Origin of the sequence: Agrobacterium sp. SOY23 (assembly GCF_027212525.1) — a bacterium.
Taxonomy (GTDB): domain Bacteria; phylum Pseudomonadota; class Alphaproteobacteria; order Rhizobiales; family Rhizobiaceae; genus Agrobacterium; species Agrobacterium tumefaciens_I.
The window spans coordinates 242974-259838 of record NZ_JAPWDT010000005.1 but is presented as its reverse complement, the minus strand read 5'-3'; the positions used below and the strand labels follow the sequence as shown (position 1 = coordinate 259838).

Below are 16865 nucleotides of genomic sequence, written 5' to 3'. Positions count from 1 at the left end.
GCGGTGGGGGGCTGCGATTTCGATCTCTGGCGACTTCATTTCCGCCGTTCCCTCCCCCGTCAAAACGCTTGACACATCTGCGATGTCGATCTAGCAAAATGGAACATATATTCCATATCGAAACATTGCTTGCATTCATATTCTGTCCCTCCGGGAGTGAGGGACGGGTGTGAGAAACCGGAGGAAAGATGGTTACGAAATTGGCACTGCTCGGCGCTGGACGGATCGGCAAGGTCCACGCCAAGGCGATCACCACCGACAGCCGTGCGAAGCTGGTGGCCGTTGTCGACGCCATGGCCGGAGCTGCGGAAGCCATCGCCCGCGAAGCACAGTGCAAGGTGAGCACGATCGACGAGGTTCTGGCCGACAAGACGATCGATGCCGTCATCATCTGCACGCCAACCAACACCCATGCCGACCTGATCGAGCGTTTCGCCCGCGCTGGCAAGGCGATTTTCTGCGAAAAGCCGGTCGATCTCGATGTCGCCCGTGCGGAAGCCTGCGCCAAGGTGGTTGAAGAAACCGGCGCGAAGGTGATGCTCGGTTTCAACCGCCGTTTCGATCCGCATTTCCAGGCCGTTCACAAGGCCATCGAAGATGACCGCATCGGCAAGGTGGAAATGGTGACCATCACCAGCCGCGACCCCGGCCCGCCGCCGGCCGAATATATCAAGGTCTCCGGCGGTATTTTCCGCGACATGACCATTCATGATTTCGACATGGCCCGCTTCCTGCTCGGCGAGGAAGTGGAAAGCGTGTTCGCCACCGGTTCGGTTCTCGTCAATCCGGAGATCGGCAAGCTCGGTGATTTCGACAGCGCCAGCATCATCCTGACGACGAAGAGCGGCAGGCAGGCCATCATCTCGAATTCGCGCCGCGCGACCTATGGTTACGACCAGCGCATCGAGGTGCATGGTTCAAAGGGTTCGGCAGCGGCCGAAAACCAGCGTCCGGTTTCCATCGAGATCGCCAATGCGGAAGGTTATACCCGCCCGCCGCTGCATGATTTCTTCATGACGCGTTACACGGCAGCCTATGCCGCTGAAATCACCGCCTTCATCGACAGCATCGAAAACAATGTCGCGCCTTCGCCCTCCATCAAGGACGGGCTGATCGCACTGAAACTCGCCGATGCCGCGCTGAAATCCGCGACATCGAAGACGTCAGTGACGATCGGCTGAGGTCACCCTCGGATTTGTCCCGCGGGGATTTCGCGGGACAAAATATCCGTCATTCCGGCCTTGAGCCGGAATCCAGCCGACGCGGCTCTCGCGCGGCGGGAAGAGTCCTTTTCAGCCCAAAGACTTGGGCTGACTGGATACCGGCTCAAGGCCGGCATGACGGAAAAGTAAACATCGCGCCCATCTTGCCCGCGCGGCATCAGCCACCTATTCGCTAATCTGCCCTTCTAAAAGGCAGCTTCCGGACTTGCATGGCAGCTATTCGGAAAATATGGTTGTCTGACAAGGTGCAGCATAGCATATGGCTGCTATCTGCCCCATTCCTGCCCGACCCTCTTTTGCCGGCAATTGCCGGATAGCGGTTTTCTAATGCCATCAGCCAAGACCGGTTTTCTTTATGCGCTTGTCGCCTTCACGATCTTTGCGGCGCAGGATGGCATATCGAAACATCTGGGCACTGCCTATCCGCCCGTCTTCGTCGCCATGCTGCGATACTGGGCCTTCGCCGTCTTCGTTCTTCTGATGGCTGCAAGGTCGGCCGGCGGCATCCGGGGCGCCGTCATGGCGAACCGTCCCTGGCTACAGATCAGCCGCGGCGTGCTGCTTGCCGTGCAGATCGTTTTTTCGATCTTCTCCTTCGCCGTGGTCGGGCTGGCGCATAGCCATTCCATCCTCGCTTCCGCACCGCTGATCGTTGCGGCACTGTCCATGCCTTTGTTGGGAGAACATGTAGGCTGGCGACGCTGGTGCGCCATTTTCGTCGGCTTCATCGGCGTTCTCGTCATCCTCAAGCCGGATGGCGAAGGTTTTGACAACAAGCTGATCATCACCTTCGTGGCCGCCTTCATGCTTGCGCTCTACAGCGTCCTGACCCGGCTGGGCAGCAAGAGCGATTCAGCCATGACCAGCTTCTTCTACACCGGCGTCGCCGGCGCGGCGGCACTGACGCTGGTCGGCCCGTTTTATTGGGTCAACCTCGCTCCCCAGGACTGGGGATGGATGCTGGCGCTGTGTATTACCGGCATGAGCGGCCATTATTGCCTGATAAAGGCGTTTGAACTGGCCGACGCCGCCTCCGTGCAGCCCTTTTCCTATTACCAGCTGGTGCTCGTCACCATTATCGGCGTCACCATCTATGGCGAGGTCGTAACCTCCAACATGGTAATCGGTGCGGCCATCGTCATCGCCGCCGGCCTCTTCACCATCTGGCGGGAGCATGTGGTTGCCCGAAGGAACCGCCGGGAAGCGGATTAGGCCTGCTGGCGATCGCCGGTTTGGACGAGAGCCGCCTCACAGCGTAACAACATGCCGAAGAGATCGCGCGGTTCATCCGGATCGGCCAAGAGATCCAGCTCGGTATAAAGCCCGGTGGCAGCCAGTTTCGAGCGCACATAACGCAGCGCCGAAAAATCCTCCGTCGCAAAACCGACGCTGTCGAACAGCGTGATCTGCCTGTCGCCCACCCGCCCCTCTTTTTCACCGGCAATGACCTGCCAGAGCTCGGTGACCGGATAATCCGCCGGCAATTGCTGGATTTCGCCCTCTATGCGCGTCTGCGGCGGATACTCCACGAAAATATCCGACCGCAGCAGAATGTCCCGGTGCAGCTCCGTCTTGCCGGGGCAATCGCCGCCGACGGCGTTGATATGAATGCCGGGACCAACCATGTTGTCGGTCAGGATCGTCGCATATTGCTTGTCGGCGGTGACGGTGGTGATGATATCCGCCCCTTCGACCGCCTCTTCGGCAGAGCCGCAGATTTTGATGGCGAAACCCTGCCCGGCAAGATTGCGGGCGCATTTTTCACTGGCGGAACGGTCGATATCGAAAAGCCGCAGCGTATCGATGCCGAGAATGGCCTTGAAGGCGCGGGCCTGGAATTCACTCTGCGCGCCATTGCCGATGATGGCCATGGAGCGGGAATTCTGGCGGGCAAGATATTTCGCCGCGACGGCGGAGGTGGCGGCGGTGCGCAGCGCCGTCAGGATCGTCATTTCGGTCAAAAGCAGCGGGTAACCATTGCCGACATCGGAAAGCACGCCGAAGGCCGTCACGGTCTGGCGGCCTTCCTTCATGTTCTTCGGATGGCCGTTGACATATTTGAAGCCGTAAAGCGTGCCGTCACTGGTCGGCATCAACTCGATGACCCCCTCCTTTGAATGCGAGGCGATGCGCGGGGTCTTGTCGAAGCTTTGCCAGCGGCGGAAATCCTCCTCAACCACATCGGCGAGCTCGCGCAGGAACGTATCGATCCCCACCTTAAGCACGAGCTTCATCATGTGGTCGACACTGACGAAGGGCACGATATTGAGGTTTGGTATCACGGTCATCACTTGTCCCCCTTCTCAGCCGGCCCGCGTCGGGCGGTCCATCACCCGCTTGCCCATCAGGCTGGTGGCAAGATCGACCATCAGGGTCGCCGTCCTGCCACGCTCGTCAAGAAACGGATTGAGCTCCACTAAGTCGAGACTGCAGACCAGCCCGCTATCATGCAGCATTTCCATGACCAGATGTGCCTCGCGGAATGTCGCGCCGCCCGGAACCGTGGTGCCGACGGCGGGCGCGATGGACGGCTCGAGGAAATCCACATCGAGGCTGACATGCAAAAGCCCGTTTGCGGCCTGAACCCGCGCCAGGAATTCGCGCAGCAGAACGGCAACCCCATGCTCGTCTATCGAGCGCATGTCGTGAACGGTGATGCCGCTCTCTTCCAAGGCGGCCCTCTCGGCCGGATCGACGCTGCGAATGCCGATCATGCCGATATTTTCTTCCGGAACGACATGGGAAAGCGGTGGGAAATAGCTGTCAAACCCGGAACGCCCGCTGAAATAGGCGACCGGCGTACCGTGCAGATTACCGCTGCGCGTCGTTTCCAGCGTGTGATAATCGGTATGCGCATCCAGCCAGAGCACGAAAAACGGCCGTCCCGTTTCCGCCACCCGGCGCGCCATGCCGGCGACGGTTCCAGCCGAAATCGCGTGATCACCACCGAGGAAGATCGGCACGGCATCCGCACTTTCGCGATAGGCGGCCTCCGTCAGCGCCTCGGTCCAGGCCACGGTTTCGGCGAGATGATGCACGGCAGGATTGGGATGGCGGAATTCCTGAAGCGGCGTCGGCGTCACATTGCCGGTATCGACCACCCGGTGCCCCAGTTCTTCCAGAGCATGGGCAAGCCCTGCGACGCGATAGGCGCTCGGCCCCATTTCGCACCCCAGTTGCCCTGCCCCGATCTGCAACGGCGCACCAATCAGCCTGATATCCATTCCCGTCCTCGCTTTACCAACCGTTAGTTCCACTACACCATAGAGACATGGCAGAATGAACATCAAATATTGGCAATATTATCGAAATGAGTTATCGTTTTGGCAAAATCTTTTTATCGAAATGGCATAGATGGACAGTCTCGACGAACGCCTCATCACCCTTTTGCGGCATAATGGCCGGCGCAGCATTTCCGATCTGGCGGTGGAAACGGAAACCTCGCGTGCGACGGTTCGCTCACGTATCGAAAGAATGGAAAATGACGGCACCATCATCGGCTATACCGTCATTCTGCGCGCCGACGCGGTGGAAGCGGCGATCCGCGGCATCATGATGATCGAGATTGAAGGCCATGTGACGGACCGCGTCATCCGCACCCTTGGCGGTTTTCCGGAAATTTCCGAAATCCACAGCACCAACGGCCGCTGGGACCTGATCGTGGAGCTCAACGCCGCCACGCTCAGCGATTTCGACGCCGTGCTGCGCCGCATCCGCCTGGTACCCGGCATCACCGGCAGCGAAACCAGCCTGTTGCTCTCCACCCCACGCTCCACCCGCGCAAGGCTCTGACCCGGGGACGAAACGTAAAAGCGGGATAAAACGCATTTTTCGATTTTTTCGACTTGCGCCCCGGAATAAATCATCTATATGACGACCCACCAAAGCAAACGCGCCAAGCGCTTCAAGCTTTTGGGGAATAGTTCAATGGTAGAACAGCGGACTCTGACTCCGTCGATCTTGGTTCGAATCCAGGTTCCCCAGCCAACGCTTTCTTCAATAATTTCATAGCGCTACACTTGGAACATGGCGTCTTATTTGGCGCAATCCTTGTCGCATCATGTCGCACGCTGTTACCCCTTATTTTCCGACCACTCCCCCACAGCCACGGCAATTCCGTGCAACACGCGATGCGACATGCAACATGCATTCATTTGCTGCCATTCTGCTGTAATCGCTCGCCCTAAATCATTAAGCGATCGGATGGACCTAGTGACAACCGCGGGGTGAATGGGTTAGGCGGCGGGCTGTGAAGCCAAGCTATTAGCCGAAGAACCATCCGTTATAGTCTGCTGTCTCCGGCCCGAATTGCCGATCGTCCGATCAATGAGATCGGCAGGCGACTGCCATGGAATACTGAAGCCAATCTGCCTAACTGGGAAAGCGCTGGTCGCAACGTCGCGTAAATTTAATGACAAGCGCGGCGTCTTTCTCAGCGACAGCGGCCAGGGAATCTACATGCTTTTGCATATAAGCTTCTGCATCCCTTTTGGATCGATGAGATTGCTCGAAAATGCCTTCCGCTTTGGTAGCCAGCTTGTCAAATTTTGCTTGATAGCCTGCGGACCGCTTGGCATCTCCAGCTTCTTGGTAAACCTTCGCCATGATCGCAAAGGCCGCTCCGCACTGGAAAGGATGCTCATTTGAATTGGGCCCGAGTTCCGCCGGACCCTGACCGTAGCTCGGCGTCGCAAAAGCTCCGACCAGAAACAAAGCGATTGCACGCATCAAAAGCCCAACCCTTTTATGCCGGAGTTGTTACTCTAGCATCACAGACACGGGAAACGCCATTCATGCATGGAAAATCAGTTAACCGGACGCTTACGTTTAACCGGCTAGCGGAACTGTCTTTATTTCAAGACTACATTCCGCTCGGATGAGGACCGCCGCCCGATATCGTCGGTGGCCGGACTGCGGAATGCGCTGCTGGCCCCGCTTGTCGCGCTGTTAAGGTGAGCCATCAACACTGTCACACACAGAACACCTGAAGCCCGTCTGGTGCTGCCCCTGATGCTTCACACGAGTAGCCAGCACGGGCTTTCGTTCCACTATTGTCACCTGGCAAAGAAACTGCCACTATCAGCTGGCAGGCCCCACTGGGCCGCTTATATTCCATGAGCAGGGTAGCTCTCGACCGGAAACGGGCGGGAGCTTTTTTATTTTTTGGTGGCGATGATGAATTCAGAAAGCTGGCGGGTCGGTGTACTTTTCTCCGAAACAGGCGTGACCGGAGCCGTGGAAAAAACCCAGAGGGCCGCGAGCTTGCTGGCGATCGAAGAAATCAATGCGGCAGGTGGCGTGCTTGGCCGGGTGATCGAGCCCGTGGCTTACGATCCGCAATCGACACCCAATCTCTATAAGGAGCTTGCGGTCAGGCTTTGCGACGAAGATCGGGTCCGCGTCGTTTTCGGTTGCCACATGTCGAGCACCCGCAAAGCAGTCCTGCCCGTCATCGAGGCCCGCAACGCATTGCTGTTCTACCCGACACTGTACGAGGGTTTCGAATACTCCCGGCACTGCATCTACACTGGAGCCGCCCCCAATCAAAATTCCGTTCAGTTGGTCGATTTCCTCACCACGCATTATGGGAAGCGGGTTTTTCTCGTGGGATCGAACTACGTCTATCCTTATGAATCGAACCGGACGATCAGCGACCTCTTTCTTCAGGTGGGCGGGCAGGTTCTGGACGAGATGTATGTCCCGCTTAACCTAAAAACCGAGGACGTCGCCAAGATCATCCGGCACATTCGAGCAGCAAAGCCCGATGTCATCTATTCGACGATCGTTGGCGACGGTATCATCCCCTTCTATACGGCGTTCAAGGAGGCGGGTTTCCATGCAGCAACGATGCCGATCGCCAGTCAATCGACAAGCGAGGCCGACGTGATCCGCATGCGACCGGACGTGGCCGAGGGGCATATTACTGCAGCTCCCTTCTTCGCCTCTCTGGATACCCCCCGCGCCCGCGCCTTCGTTTCGGCCTACCAACAGCGATACGGCCGCGAAATGCTGCCAACGGCTCCGGCTGAAGCGGCCTATTTCCAGGTCTATCTTTATGCCGCAGCCTTGCAGCGGGCCGGTGGCGATGGGCTTGAGCAGCTTCTGCCAGCCCTTTATGAGGTCGAGTACGACGCGCCGCAGGGCGCTGTGAAGATCGACCGGCAGACAAACCACACGCATCTATGGCCAAGAGTGGCAAGGGTGAATGCACAGGGTAGCTACGACATCGTCTATGACCCGTCGCTGCGGGTGGCGCCAGATCCGTTCATGCGCGAATATCGCCCAGACTTGACGCAGACTTTCCAACATCGTGTTCAGGTCTGAGAGGGAGCGACGATGTCTTTCGCCCTTCTCAGAGATTTGCGCGATCTCAAGGTTCTGGTCATCCATCCCCGGACATCCGAAGGAGAGTTTCTCGTCGATCACCTGCGCCGTATCGGCTGTACGGTCAGTTGCCTCTGGCCGGTGCCCGCCGAATTGCCACATGGCACGGATGTCGTCTTCCTTGCCATGGAAGACGAGGCACGACCGGAAATCGAACGCCTGCTGAAATGTTTCCCCAACCCGGCTCCGACCATGCTTGCCATCGTCGGTTACGAAAACCCCTCGACGTTGCAGATCGTTCTGGAAAGCGGCGCGCTCGCCATTGTCGAGAGACCGATAAAACCGTTTGGTCTGCTAACCAACCTCGCCATTGCCCGCAACCTGTGGCTTGAGCGCCAGAAGCTCGTCAAGGAGGCGCGCAAATATAAGCGCAAGGTTTTGGGCGACCAGAAACTGGCCCGAGCCAAGGCCATTCTGATGGCCAATCGCGGCACGAGCGAGAATGAGGCGTATCGCGAAATGCGCGAGCAGGCGATGGCCCGGCGCGTGCCGATCGATGAAATCGCCAATTCGATTATCAACGCCGAACAGCTCTTGCGCCCTTCCCAAAAACATGATTAGTTTTTCATGTGTTTCAAATAAACACCTCCGGCACATCCCTTCGTTTTGCGAAGCCATGTGCCGCTGTTGCACGCGGCGCAGCCGTGATGCGGTGATGGCAAGGGTGCCCGCAGGCTGTGATAAGCCTCGCGGGTTTTTTGTTGTCTGCTGACAGTGACGTCAGCCTTCCAACCTATTTTTCGGCATGAAAGCCTCGCCATTGAGCCAGGCAGTGCCACCGCGTGCGCCAATCAAAAAAAGGGGAACCAAGATGGTGTTCAACAGACGTGAATTTCTGAAAACCGCAGCCACCGCTTCCGCAGCCCTCGCCCTGCCGGCTCTGGGCAACCGGGCCTTTGCAGCCGACGCCATCAAGGTCGGTGCGCTCTACTCCCAGACGGGTGGGCTTTCTGTCGCCGAAAAGCTTCTCGCCAACGGCGTCATGATGGCCGTCGCCGAAATCAACGCGGCGGGCGGCGTTCTCGGCCGCCCGGTCGAGGTTATCGTCGAAGACGGAGCATCCGATCCGAAGGCTTTCAGCGAAAAAGCTTCCAAGCTGATCCTCAAGGACAAGATCTCCACCGTATTCGGCTGCCATACCTCTGCCAGCCGCAAGGCGGTGTTGCCAATCTTCGAACGGCGCGGCGCGATGTTATTCTACCAGACGCATTACGAAGGCTTCGAGTGCTCGCGCAACGTCGTTTATTCCGGCGCTGTTCCGAACCAGCAGCTCTCCAACTATATTCCCTGGATCGTCGAGAAACTGGGCAAGAAGAAGTTCTTCATCGTTGGCTCGAACTATGTCTATCCCCGTGAGATGGCCAAGGTTTCCAAGAAACTGATCGAGGCGGCCGGCGCAGAATGGGTAGCGGACGAATATCTGGAGCTTGGCCACTCGGAATGGGCCGTCATGGTCAGCAAGATCAAGGAATCCGGTGCAGACGTGGTCCTTTCCAACGTGGTCGGCGACTCAATCATCGCCTTCTACCGCGAGTTCAAGAACCAGGGCGTTTCGCAGGAGGTTATCCCGATCTGCGCGACGGTGACGTCCGAAATCGAGATCGCGGCCATGGGCGCCGAATATGCGGCGGGCAGCTACACCTCATTCCCCTATTTCATGTCAATCGAAACACCGGCAAACAAGAGCTTCATTGAACGCTTCAGGACATTCGTCAACGATCCGAAAGCCGTAACGTACCATTCGCTTGAGGCAGCCTATTTTCAGGTTTTCCTCTGGAAGCAGGCGGTCGAAAAATCCGGCGACCTGTCAGCTGACGCGATCCGGGCCGGCATTCGCGGCCAGACCTATGACGCGCCCGGCGGCAAGGTGACCACCGATCCCGACAACCTGCATTGCTGGCTGACGCCACGCATCGGGCAATGGCAGGCGGACGGCCAGAGCAAGGTTGTCAACGCCTACCCGGCGCCGATCAAGCCGCTGCCTTATTCGGCCTATGGCGAGACGGAAAGCAATCTGTTCTGCACCGGCAAAGGTCTCGACGCAACAAAGCTCAAAGGCTGACCCCTCCCCGCGTCGTCCCGCCGTCCATGCGCGGCGGGATCATGTTTCGGCAAGGCGGATCTGCGCTTTTCCTCTGCTCCTCACCCCCCAAACGGGTTGGCGAGGAGCAGGAAAGATGTCTGACCCGCCCTTTTCACGAACGGTGGCGTTATGCTCGACATTCTCTTTATCGGCCTCAGTCTCGGCTCGATCCTTCTTCTGGTGGCGCTTGGCCTTGCCATCACCTATGGCGCCATGGGCGTCATCAACATGGCCCATGGCGAGATGGTCATGATCGGCGCCTATGTTGCCGTCCTCTCGGGCATCTGGCTGAAAGCAAGCCTGCTGCTCGCAATCCCTCTGGCCTTCGTCACGACGGCCTTGCTCGGCCTCGTGATCGAGCGCGTGGTGGTCCGGCGGCTCTACGGCCGTCTGCTGGACACACTTCTCGCCACATGGGGCATTGCCATTCTTTTACAGCAAGCCGTGAGGCTCGAATTCGGCCTGTCCTTTTTCGGCATTCATGTCGAAGGTCTGGGAGCTGGTCTGCAGAACGTCGCAGTACCGTCGTTCCTGCAGGGTACGTTCCGACTTGCCGGTACGGACATCAATGCATACCGCACCTTCATCATCGCTGTAACGGTCGCGCTGACGCTTGGGACATGGTTCATTCTCTACCGGACGACGGCGGGCATGCAGGTGCGCGCCATCATCCGCAATCCCAAAATGGCCGCAGCCTGCGGCATCAACGTAAAACGCGTCAACGCCATGACTTTCGCCTTCGGTTCCGGTCTTGCCGGCGTCGCCGGCGTCATGATGTCCGGCTTCAAGACCGTTTTTCCCGACATGGGCACGACGATGGTCGTCGACGGCTTCATGGTCGTGGTGACCGGCGGGGTCGGCAGCCTTTTCGGCACAATCCTGTCTTCTGGGCTTCTGGGCGAAATCAATGCGGTGGTGGCCATCGGGACAAACGACATTCTGGCGCGCGCCGTCGTTTTCGGGGTCGTCATCCTCGTCATTCTCATCAAGCCCAGCGGGCTGTTCTCGTTCAAGGGGCGCTGACATGAGCAACGAACGGAAATTCCAGATCGCCACCTATGTGCTTTTCATCGCGGTAATTTTCGCAGCACCCGTTTTCGGCGACGAATTCTGGCTGAACCGCATTTCGAAATATCTTGTCTACGGCATGCTCGGCGTCGCCATCGCTCTCACATGGGGTTATGCCGGTATTCTCAATCTCGGCCAGGGGCTGTTTTTCGGCCTGGGCGCCTACATGCTCGCCATGTCACTGAAGCTGTCCAGCCCGACCAGTCTGCAACAGGGCTCAGATAAGCCGGTTCCGGATTTCATGCTGTGGAATGCCGAGCCCGGCGCCCCAACGGAACTTTGCTGCATCAACAAGGGCTCCTTCCTCTGGCTTCCGTTTCAAAGCCAGTCGGTGGGTCTCGTGCTCGGTATCGTGCTTCCTGTGGTGATTGCCGGCGCGCTTGGCATGCTGGTGTTCCGCAAGCGCATTTCCGGCGTTTTCGTCTCGATCATCACACTGGCGCTTGTCCTTCTCGTCCGCCTCGTCATGGTCGACGCGCAACCGATTACAAATGGTTTCAACGGCCTGACCGATCTCGGCTGGCTGACGATCGGCGGCATCGAATTCGATCCCTACAGCCGGGCGACCTATTATCTGTGTGCCGTATGCCTGTCCTTGACGCTCATCGGCGCCCGCCTTGTCGTCGAAACCCGCGCGGGCATGATCCTGCAGGCGATCCGCGATGACCAGGTGCGCGCCCGCTATCTCGGCTTCGACGTCTCACTCTATCAGGTGTTCTTCTTTGTCATCTCGGCGGGCATCGCCGGTGTTGCCGGTATGCTCTACGTGGTCGTCGCGGAATTCGCCTCCCCGACGTTCATGGATCTGTCCTTCTCGGTGACGATGGTCGTCTGGGCAGCCGTTGGCGGTCGCTCGTCCCTGCTCGGCGCCTGTATCGGCGCGATCCTGATCAACATGATCGAGGCGGAGGTCAGCGAGACCGAAGCGCTGGTCGAGGCATGGAAAGCGATCATCGGCCTCATCTTCGTGCTTGTCGTTCTGTTCCTGCCACGCGGCCTTGGCGGCCTTGCACATGATGTGCTGCGCCAGTTTGTCCGCCGGTTCAAACCAGGCGCGGCGTCTTCATCGTTGCAGCAACAAAGCGAGGCATTGTGATATGAGTGCAATCGCATTGACCATCGACGGTCTCAGCGTCGATTTCGGCGGCTTCAGAGCCGTCAACAATGTCAGCATCACGGTCCGCGATGGTGAGTTGCGTGTACTGCTCGGCGCAAACGGCGCCGGCAAGACGACCTTGATGGATCTGGTCAGCGGCAAGACCCACAGCACGCAGGGCAAGGTCTTCGTCTACGACACCGACATCACCAACTGGCCAGAGCACAGAATTGCACGCGCTGGAATTGGGCGGAAATTCCAGATCCCCAGCGTCTTTCGTGAATTGACGGTGCGTCAGAACCTGGAGGTCGCCAATTGTAGAAACCCTTCGGTCTTTGCAAATCTCCGGTTAGGCTTTTCGCGTTCCGAGGCAAGCCGTGTGGACGACGTTCTGGCACTCACGAGCCTTGAGGCTGAACAGGATACGATAGCCGCCTATCTCAGCCATGGTCAGACACAGTGGCTGGAGCTTGGGATGCTCGTCGTGCAGGATCCCAAGGTGGTTCTGCTCGACGAGCCGACAGCCGGCATGACCCAGGCGGAAACCCACAAGACCGCAGAAATCATCAACAATCTCAAAGGTCGCCATACGATCCTCGTCGTCGAACACGACATGGGGTTCGTCCGTGAGATCGCCGAGTACATCACCGTTCTCCATCTCGGAGAGGTTCTGGCGGAAGGAAGCGTCGAAGATATCGAGCGCAATCCGAAAGTCCGTGAAGCCTATCTCGGTTCGAAAGGAATATCCTGATGCTGTCATTAAAAGGCGTGCACAGCTACTACGGCCGCAGCCATATCCTGCACGGGGTCACACTCGATATTCCGGCCGGCAAGATCACGACCATCCTTGGCCGCAACGGCACCGGCAAGACGACGCTGTTGAAAACCCTGATGGCGCTGACCGACCGGATGACGGGCGAGATGCATCTGGAAGGAAAAGACATCGCCTCTTCCCCAACGCATATCAGGGCAAGGGCCGGTATCGCCTACGTCCCCCAGGGCAGGGAGATCATTCCCGATTTCACCATCCGCGAGAACATCCTGATGGGCGCCTTTGCGCGTACCGATCGCAAACGCGAAATTCCAGCGCTGGTGCCGGAACTTTTTCCGTATCTGATGGCCAATCTCGATCGCCGGGGCGGCGTGCTTTCCGGCGGTCAGCAACAGCAACTTGCCATCGCCCGCGCGCTGGCCGCGGATCCGAAAGTGCTGCTTCTCGATGAACCCAACGAAGGCATCCAGCCCTCTATCGTCGAGGAGATTGAAAAGATCATCATCCGGCTCAATCGCGAGATCGGCATGACGATCGTTCTCGTCGAGCAAAACGTCGCATTTGCGCGGCACGCGTCTCACCATTTCGCAATGCTGGAGAAAGGAGGTGTGGTCGCGGCCGGCGCCATCGACACGCTCTCCGACGCGCTTGTTCATCGGCATATGGCTGTCTGAAACAGCCGAATATCCTTTCGTAGAGACAATGGGGACAACCATGACATCGACACAGAGCTACACCGCCGCCGCCATCCAGTTCGAACCGACCATGTTCGAAAAGGCACGCAATATTAGCCGGCTGACGGCCCTTTGCGAGGAAGCGGCAGAGGCGGGTGCGCGCCTGATCGTCACCCCCGAAATGGGAACAACCGGCTATTGCTGGTTCGACAGGGCTGAAGTGAAACCTTTCGTCGAGGCTATTCCCGGACCGACCACCGGTGTTTTCCAGGCCATTGCCAGCAAACACCGGTGCTACATCGTCGTCGGCATGCCGGAAGTCGATCCGGCGAGCGACCTTTATTACAATACCGCCGTTCTGATCGGGCCCGAGGGCGTCGTTGGCCGGCACCGCAAGTCGCATCCCTATATCGCCGAGCCGAAATGGGCCGCCAATGGCGATATCGTCCACGAGGTCTTCGAAACGGAGATCGGCCGGATCTCGATGCTGGTCTGCATGGATCTGCACTTCTTCGAGACGGCGCGGCTGGAGGCTCTGGCCGGTGCCGACATCATCTGCCACATCTCCAACTGGCTGCAGGAGCGCACGCCGGCGCCCTACTGGATCAACCGCGCCTTTGAAAACGCCTGCTATGTCATCGAAAGCAACCGGTGGGGACTGGAAAGAACCGTGCAGTTTTCCGGCGGCAGCTGCCTGATCGAGCCTGACGGAACGGTTGCCGCATCGATTGATACAGGCGACGGGATTGCCTATGGCACGGTCGATCTTGCCCGTGCCCGCCACCGTGAGGTCTTGAGCGAACCGGTCTTCAAGTCCCGCCGGCCCGAGCTTTACATGAACATGATGACCAACAGTTTCACCTGGAATCCAGGCGATTATTTCCGTCTCTATGGCTATCAGCCCATCCCGCGCGGACGAACATCGCGTGCAGCCGTCGCCCAGTTCGCCCCGTCTTCCGTCGTCGCAGACAATATTGCCCGCATCACCACGCTCGCAGCCGAGGCGAAGGTAACGACAGCGCCGGATATTCTGGTTTTCCCGGAATTGTCGCTGACCGGACTTGAGGCTCCCCAAACCCGGGCAGAGCCGCTCTCTGGCCCAACCGTATCCGCCTTCGTTCGCCTGGCAATGAAGCTCGGCTTTTATCTCGTCGCCGGATTTGCCGAAGCGGATGGAGACAAGATCTACAACAGCGCGATCCTTGCAGGACCCGAGGGACTTGTGGGCAGCTACCGCAAGACACATCTTGGCATTGCCGACAGCTGGGCGACGGCTGGGGACGAATGGAAAGTCTACGATCTCGCCATCGGCCGCGTCGGCCTGGCGGTGGGCCACGACGCGCTCTATCCGGAAGCCATCCGTTCACTCTCGCTCATGGGATGCGATTTGGTCGCCTGCCCCTCCGCGATCGCCGGCACGTTCACCGGCAGCCACGCCGGCACGAAGATCCCGCATAACTACCCGATTCCCAAAGGTGCCGACCCCTTTCACTGGCATGCGTTGCGCGTGCGCGGCGGCGAGAACAACGTCTATTTCGCCTTCGCCAACGTGCTCGATGCAGCGCGCGGATACCTGGGCAAGAGTGCGGTGTTCGGGCCGGATTCCTTTGCTTTTCCGCGCCAGGAATCAGCAATCCTGGATGAGGACGGGATTGCCGCTGCAGCCGTCGATACCACCAATCTCGACACACCTTATCCAACAAACATCGTCCGACGAAAGGACCTTGTCGTTATGCGTCAGCCGCATCACTATCAGCCTCTCGTCAAATGGCATCAGTAAAAGACGGCGGCATGTCCACATTCATATTCACGACCGTCCCGCAGATCATTGCGGGACCGTTCAGCCGACCCTCCCGGCCTTATGGAAGCTGGCGCGGAAACATCGATCTTCGCCGGAAGCGGCCATTCACGACGCTGTAGCACAGGCGATCGAGTTTGGTGCAACCAGTCTACCGGGGATCGGCGGCAGCACTATCCCCCTTTGCAACGACGCTGCAACGTCAGAACAAAGATGAATAATCCCAACGCCGTGAGAACGAAGCCGGACCACGCTGCCGAAAGATAACTCCCACCGGCTCCGACCGTAGTGCCGGCAACCCAGGCGCCCAGTCCATTGGCCACGTTGAGGGAGGCCACGTTTAATGCACCCATCAGGGATGGAGCCTCCGGCGCGAAGCGGACCAGGCGCACCTGAACCGTGGGGATGACGGTCATGATCGACGCACCCACCCCAAACAGGCTCACAAGTAGCACCGCGGGTTGGGCGCCTCCCAACGCGAGCATCACCAGGAAACCCAGGGCGCAGCCATAGCCCAAGGTGATGCCACGCGTGGCGAAACGATCTGCGAGAACACCGCCCACTGCATTTCCGATAGTCATCCCCGTGCCGAACACCGCAAGCGCGACCGGGATTGTTCCTTGCGGCAATCGGGCAACCTCGGTGACCACCGGTGCGATGACTGTATAAACCGCAAAAATGCTCGACACTCCTGTCGCGGCCACCGCCATTAATCCCCATGCCGCACCGCTTCGCAGAGCGGCAATTTTGATACTGACTGGTTGTCCATTCAGCGCTGCGGTGCGCGGAACCCGGAGGTAGAGCGTAACCGTAGTAATCGCCGCCATCGTGGCGACGACTGCATAAGCCTCCCGCCATCCCCAAACCTGCCCGATATAGGTCACGGCCGGGGCGCCTATAACGGTAGCGACGGTCAGCCCGGCCATGATGATAGCAAAGGCCTTGCCACCATGACCAAGCCCTATGATGTGGGTTGCAACAACCGCGCTGGCACCGAAATACACTCCATGCGGGACACCTGAAATAAATCGGGCAATCAGGAGTGTGGTCAAATCCTGCGCCAGGGCGGAAAGCACGCTTCCCGCAAGGAATATGGCCATGAGCAGCATTAAAAGCGTGCGACGATTCATAGGCGCGGCGCCGATAGTGAGGAGCGGCGCCCCGATTACCACTCCCGCGGCATAGGCACTGATCGCCCAGGTCGCCTCGGGCAAAGAAATATTCAAACTTTGCGAGAATAGCTGGATGATGCCCATGCTCGCGAAGGCGGACGTGCCGATGGCAAAACTGCCGAGAGCGAGCGCGAACAGCGTCAGCCCTTTATCCCACGCCCTGTCCGGCCTGTCGTTCAGAGAACGACTTCCAGCCAGCGCCGGAGGCGCTGGTTCGGGCGAGTTCGTGGGGGCTGGAGCAATCATTTCGTATGCCCGTCACTGGCCAAGGATCGTGAGCTGCATGACCTCCACTCCACCTTCAGCAAGGTCGGGCAACAGCTTGAACCAACTCTGCACGTGCTCGGTCCGATTGTGGGCTTCAAAAGCTTCGCGACTGGCGAATATTTCGTAGAAGACGAAATGGCCCGGCTGTTCGTGATCCTCATGCAGAAAATAGAGGATGTTATCGTGCTCGTTGCGCACTTGGGACACTAAAGGGAGCGTTGCCAATCGGAGTTCCTGCTCCTTTCCGGCCTTGGCGCTCACCTGGGCCACCACTGCGATGGCACCGGAGGGTATTGTCTCGTATCGGATATCAAACATTGATGAATTC

At 58.6% G+C, this 16865-nt stretch carries 16 protein-coding genes and 1 tRNA gene; 12 read left to right on the top strand and 5 right to left on the bottom strand.

Annotated features, from left to right (window positions below):
* Positions 1-188: 188 nt before the first annotated feature.
* Positions 189-1181 carry an inositol 2-dehydrogenase gene (iolG, locus tag O3S81_RS16475; protein ID WP_269344834.1) on the top strand — a complete coding sequence of 331 codons (993 nt, stop codon included), beginning with the start codon at positions 189-191 and terminating at the stop codon, positions 1179-1181.
* A gap of 369 nt (positions 1182-1550) precedes the next feature.
* Complete coding sequence (locus O3S81_RS16470) at positions 1551-2435, top strand: DMT family transporter (RefSeq protein WP_269344833.1); 885 nt, start codon at positions 1551-1553, stop codon at positions 2433-2435.
* Here the strand turns inward: O3S81_RS16470 and O3S81_RS16465 are convergent.
* Together O3S81_RS16465 and rocF are read right to left on the bottom strand one after the other, a co-directional pair.
* Positions 2432-3511, bottom strand: a complete 1080-nt coding sequence (locus O3S81_RS16465; RefSeq protein WP_269344831.1) for an ornithine cyclodeaminase — start codon at positions 3509-3511, stop codon at positions 2432-2434. The two genes, O3S81_RS16470 and O3S81_RS16465, sit on opposite strands and share 4 nt — an antisense overlap.
* A gap of 15 nt (positions 3512-3526) precedes the next feature.
* Complete coding sequence (gene rocF / locus O3S81_RS16460; protein ID WP_269344830.1) at positions 3527-4447, bottom strand: arginase; 921 nt, start codon at positions 4445-4447, stop codon at positions 3527-3529.
* A gap of 130 nt (positions 4448-4577) precedes the next feature.
* On the opposite strand from rocF, the gene O3S81_RS16455 reads away from it, so the two are divergent.
* Together O3S81_RS16455 and O3S81_RS16450 are read left to right on the top strand one after the other, a co-directional pair.
* Positions 4578-5015 (top strand): Lrp/AsnC family transcriptional regulator, encoded by a 438-nt coding sequence (locus tag O3S81_RS16455; RefSeq protein WP_269344829.1) that lies wholly within the window; start codon positions 4578-4580, stop codon positions 5013-5015.
* Between the two features lie 121 nt (positions 5016-5136).
* Positions 5137-5210 (top strand) — tRNA-Gln (locus O3S81_RS16450).
* Positions 5211-5594: 384 nt separating this feature from the next.
* Here the strand turns inward: O3S81_RS16450 and O3S81_RS16445 are convergent.
* Entirely contained in the window at positions 5595-5951 is a 357-nt protein-coding gene (locus tag O3S81_RS16445; protein ID WP_269344827.1) for a hypothetical protein, read from the bottom strand.
* A gap of 444 nt (positions 5952-6395) precedes the next feature.
* Here O3S81_RS16445 and O3S81_RS16440 point away from each other — a divergent pair, with 444 nt between their 5' ends.
* The 8 genes from O3S81_RS16440 to O3S81_RS16405 all read left to right on the top strand — a co-directional run bounded on the left by O3S81_RS16440 (position 6396) and on the right by O3S81_RS16405 (position 15080).
* The gene (locus O3S81_RS16440; RefSeq protein ID WP_269345140.1) at positions 6396-7547 is read left to right on the top strand and encodes a transporter substrate-binding domain-containing protein; all 1152 of its coding nucleotides are present in this window, start codon (positions 6396-6398) and stop codon (positions 7545-7547) included.
* Between the two features lie 12 nt (positions 7548-7559).
* A complete protein-coding gene (locus tag O3S81_RS16435) occupies positions 7560-8168 on the top strand; it encodes an ANTAR domain-containing response regulator (protein ID WP_269344825.1) in 609 nt (202 codons plus the stop codon).
* A 250-nt stretch (positions 8169-8418) separates the two neighbouring features.
* Complete coding sequence (locus tag O3S81_RS16430) at positions 8419-9669, top strand: transporter substrate-binding domain-containing protein (protein ID WP_269344823.1); 1251 nt, start codon at positions 8419-8421, stop codon at positions 9667-9669.
* A gap of 150 nt (positions 9670-9819) precedes the next feature.
* Positions 9820-10713, top strand: a complete 894-nt coding sequence (gene urtB, locus O3S81_RS16425; protein WP_269344821.1) for an urea ABC transporter permease subunit UrtB — start codon at positions 9820-9822, stop codon at positions 10711-10713.
* Between the two features lies 1 nt (position 10714).
* A complete protein-coding gene (gene urtC, locus O3S81_RS16420) occupies positions 10715-11854 on the top strand; it encodes an urea ABC transporter permease subunit UrtC (protein WP_269344820.1) in 1140 nt (379 codons plus the stop codon).
* A 1-nt stretch (position 11855) separates the two neighbouring features.
* Complete coding sequence (urtD, locus tag O3S81_RS16415; RefSeq protein WP_269344817.1) at positions 11856-12605, top strand: urea ABC transporter ATP-binding protein UrtD; 750 nt, start codon at positions 11856-11858, stop codon at positions 12603-12605.
* Entirely contained in the window at positions 12605-13300 is a 696-nt protein-coding gene (gene urtE, locus O3S81_RS16410; protein ID WP_269344816.1) for an urea ABC transporter ATP-binding subunit UrtE, read from the top strand. Before urtD ends, urtE begins: the two co-directional genes overlap by 1 nt.
* A 28-nt stretch (positions 13301-13328) precedes the next feature.
* On the top strand, positions 13329-15080 hold the full coding sequence (locus O3S81_RS16405; protein WP_269344815.1) for a nitrilase-related carbon-nitrogen hydrolase: 1752 nt from the start codon (positions 13329-13331) through the stop codon (positions 15078-15080).
* A gap of 191 nt (positions 15081-15271) precedes the next feature.
* Here O3S81_RS16405 and O3S81_RS16400 read toward each other — a convergent pair whose 3' ends face one another.
* The gene (locus tag O3S81_RS16400) at positions 15272-16516 is read right to left on the bottom strand and encodes an MFS transporter (protein WP_269344814.1); all 1245 of its coding nucleotides are present in this window, start codon (positions 16514-16516) and stop codon (positions 15272-15274) included.
* 12 nt (positions 16517-16528) lie between these two features.
* Positions 16529-16855 carry a putative quinol monooxygenase gene (locus O3S81_RS16395; protein WP_269344812.1) on the bottom strand — a complete coding sequence of 109 codons (327 nt, stop codon included), beginning with the start codon at positions 16853-16855 and terminating at the stop codon, positions 16529-16531.
* Positions 16856-16865 lie beyond the last annotated feature (10 nt).

Excerpts from the sequence above, each read along its gene's own strand:
- iolG (WP_269344834.1), top strand. The coding sequence starts at position 189 with ATGGTTACGAAATTGGCACTGCTCGGCGCTGGACGGATCGGCAAGGTC.
- O3S81_RS16470 (WP_269344833.1), top strand. The coding sequence starts at position 1,551 with ATGCCATCAGCCAAGACCGGTTTTCTTTATGCGCTTGTCGCCTTCACG.
- O3S81_RS16465 (WP_269344831.1), bottom strand. The coding sequence starts at position 3,511 with ATGACCGTGATACCAAACCTCAATATCGTGCCCTTCGTCAGTGTCGAC.
- rocF (WP_269344830.1), bottom strand. The coding sequence starts at position 4,447 with ATGGATATCAGGCTGATTGGTGCGCCGTTGCAGATCGGGGCAGGGCAA.
- O3S81_RS16455 (WP_269344829.1), top strand. The coding sequence starts at position 4,578 with ATGGACAGTCTCGACGAACGCCTCATCACCCTTTTGCGGCATAATGGC.
- O3S81_RS16445 (WP_269344827.1), bottom strand. The coding sequence starts at position 5,951 with ATGCGTGCAATCGCTTTGTTTCTGGTCGGAGCTTTTGCGACGCCGAGC.
- O3S81_RS16440 (WP_269345140.1), top strand. The coding sequence starts at position 6,396 with ATGATGAATTCAGAAAGCTGGCGGGTCGGTGTACTTTTCTCCGAAACA.
- O3S81_RS16435 (WP_269344825.1), top strand. The coding sequence starts at position 7,560 with ATGTCTTTCGCCCTTCTCAGAGATTTGCGCGATCTCAAGGTTCTGGTC.
- O3S81_RS16430 (WP_269344823.1), top strand. The coding sequence starts at position 8,419 with ATGGTGTTCAACAGACGTGAATTTCTGAAAACCGCAGCCACCGCTTCC.
- urtB (WP_269344821.1), top strand. The coding sequence starts at position 9,820 with ATGCTCGACATTCTCTTTATCGGCCTCAGTCTCGGCTCGATCCTTCTT.
- urtC (WP_269344820.1), top strand. The coding sequence starts at position 10,715 with ATGAGCAACGAACGGAAATTCCAGATCGCCACCTATGTGCTTTTCATC.
- urtD (WP_269344817.1), top strand. The coding sequence starts at position 11,856 with ATGAGTGCAATCGCATTGACCATCGACGGTCTCAGCGTCGATTTCGGC.
- urtE (WP_269344816.1), top strand. The coding sequence starts at position 12,605 with ATGCTGTCATTAAAAGGCGTGCACAGCTACTACGGCCGCAGCCATATC.
- O3S81_RS16405 (WP_269344815.1), top strand. The coding sequence starts at position 13,329 with ATGGGGACAACCATGACATCGACACAGAGCTACACCGCCGCCGCCATC.
- O3S81_RS16400 (WP_269344814.1), bottom strand. The coding sequence starts at position 16,516 with ATGATTGCTCCAGCCCCCACGAACTCGCCCGAACCAGCGCCTCCGGCG.
- O3S81_RS16395 (WP_269344812.1), bottom strand. The coding sequence starts at position 16,855 with ATGTTTGATATCCGATACGAGACAATACCCTCCGGTGCCATCGCAGTG.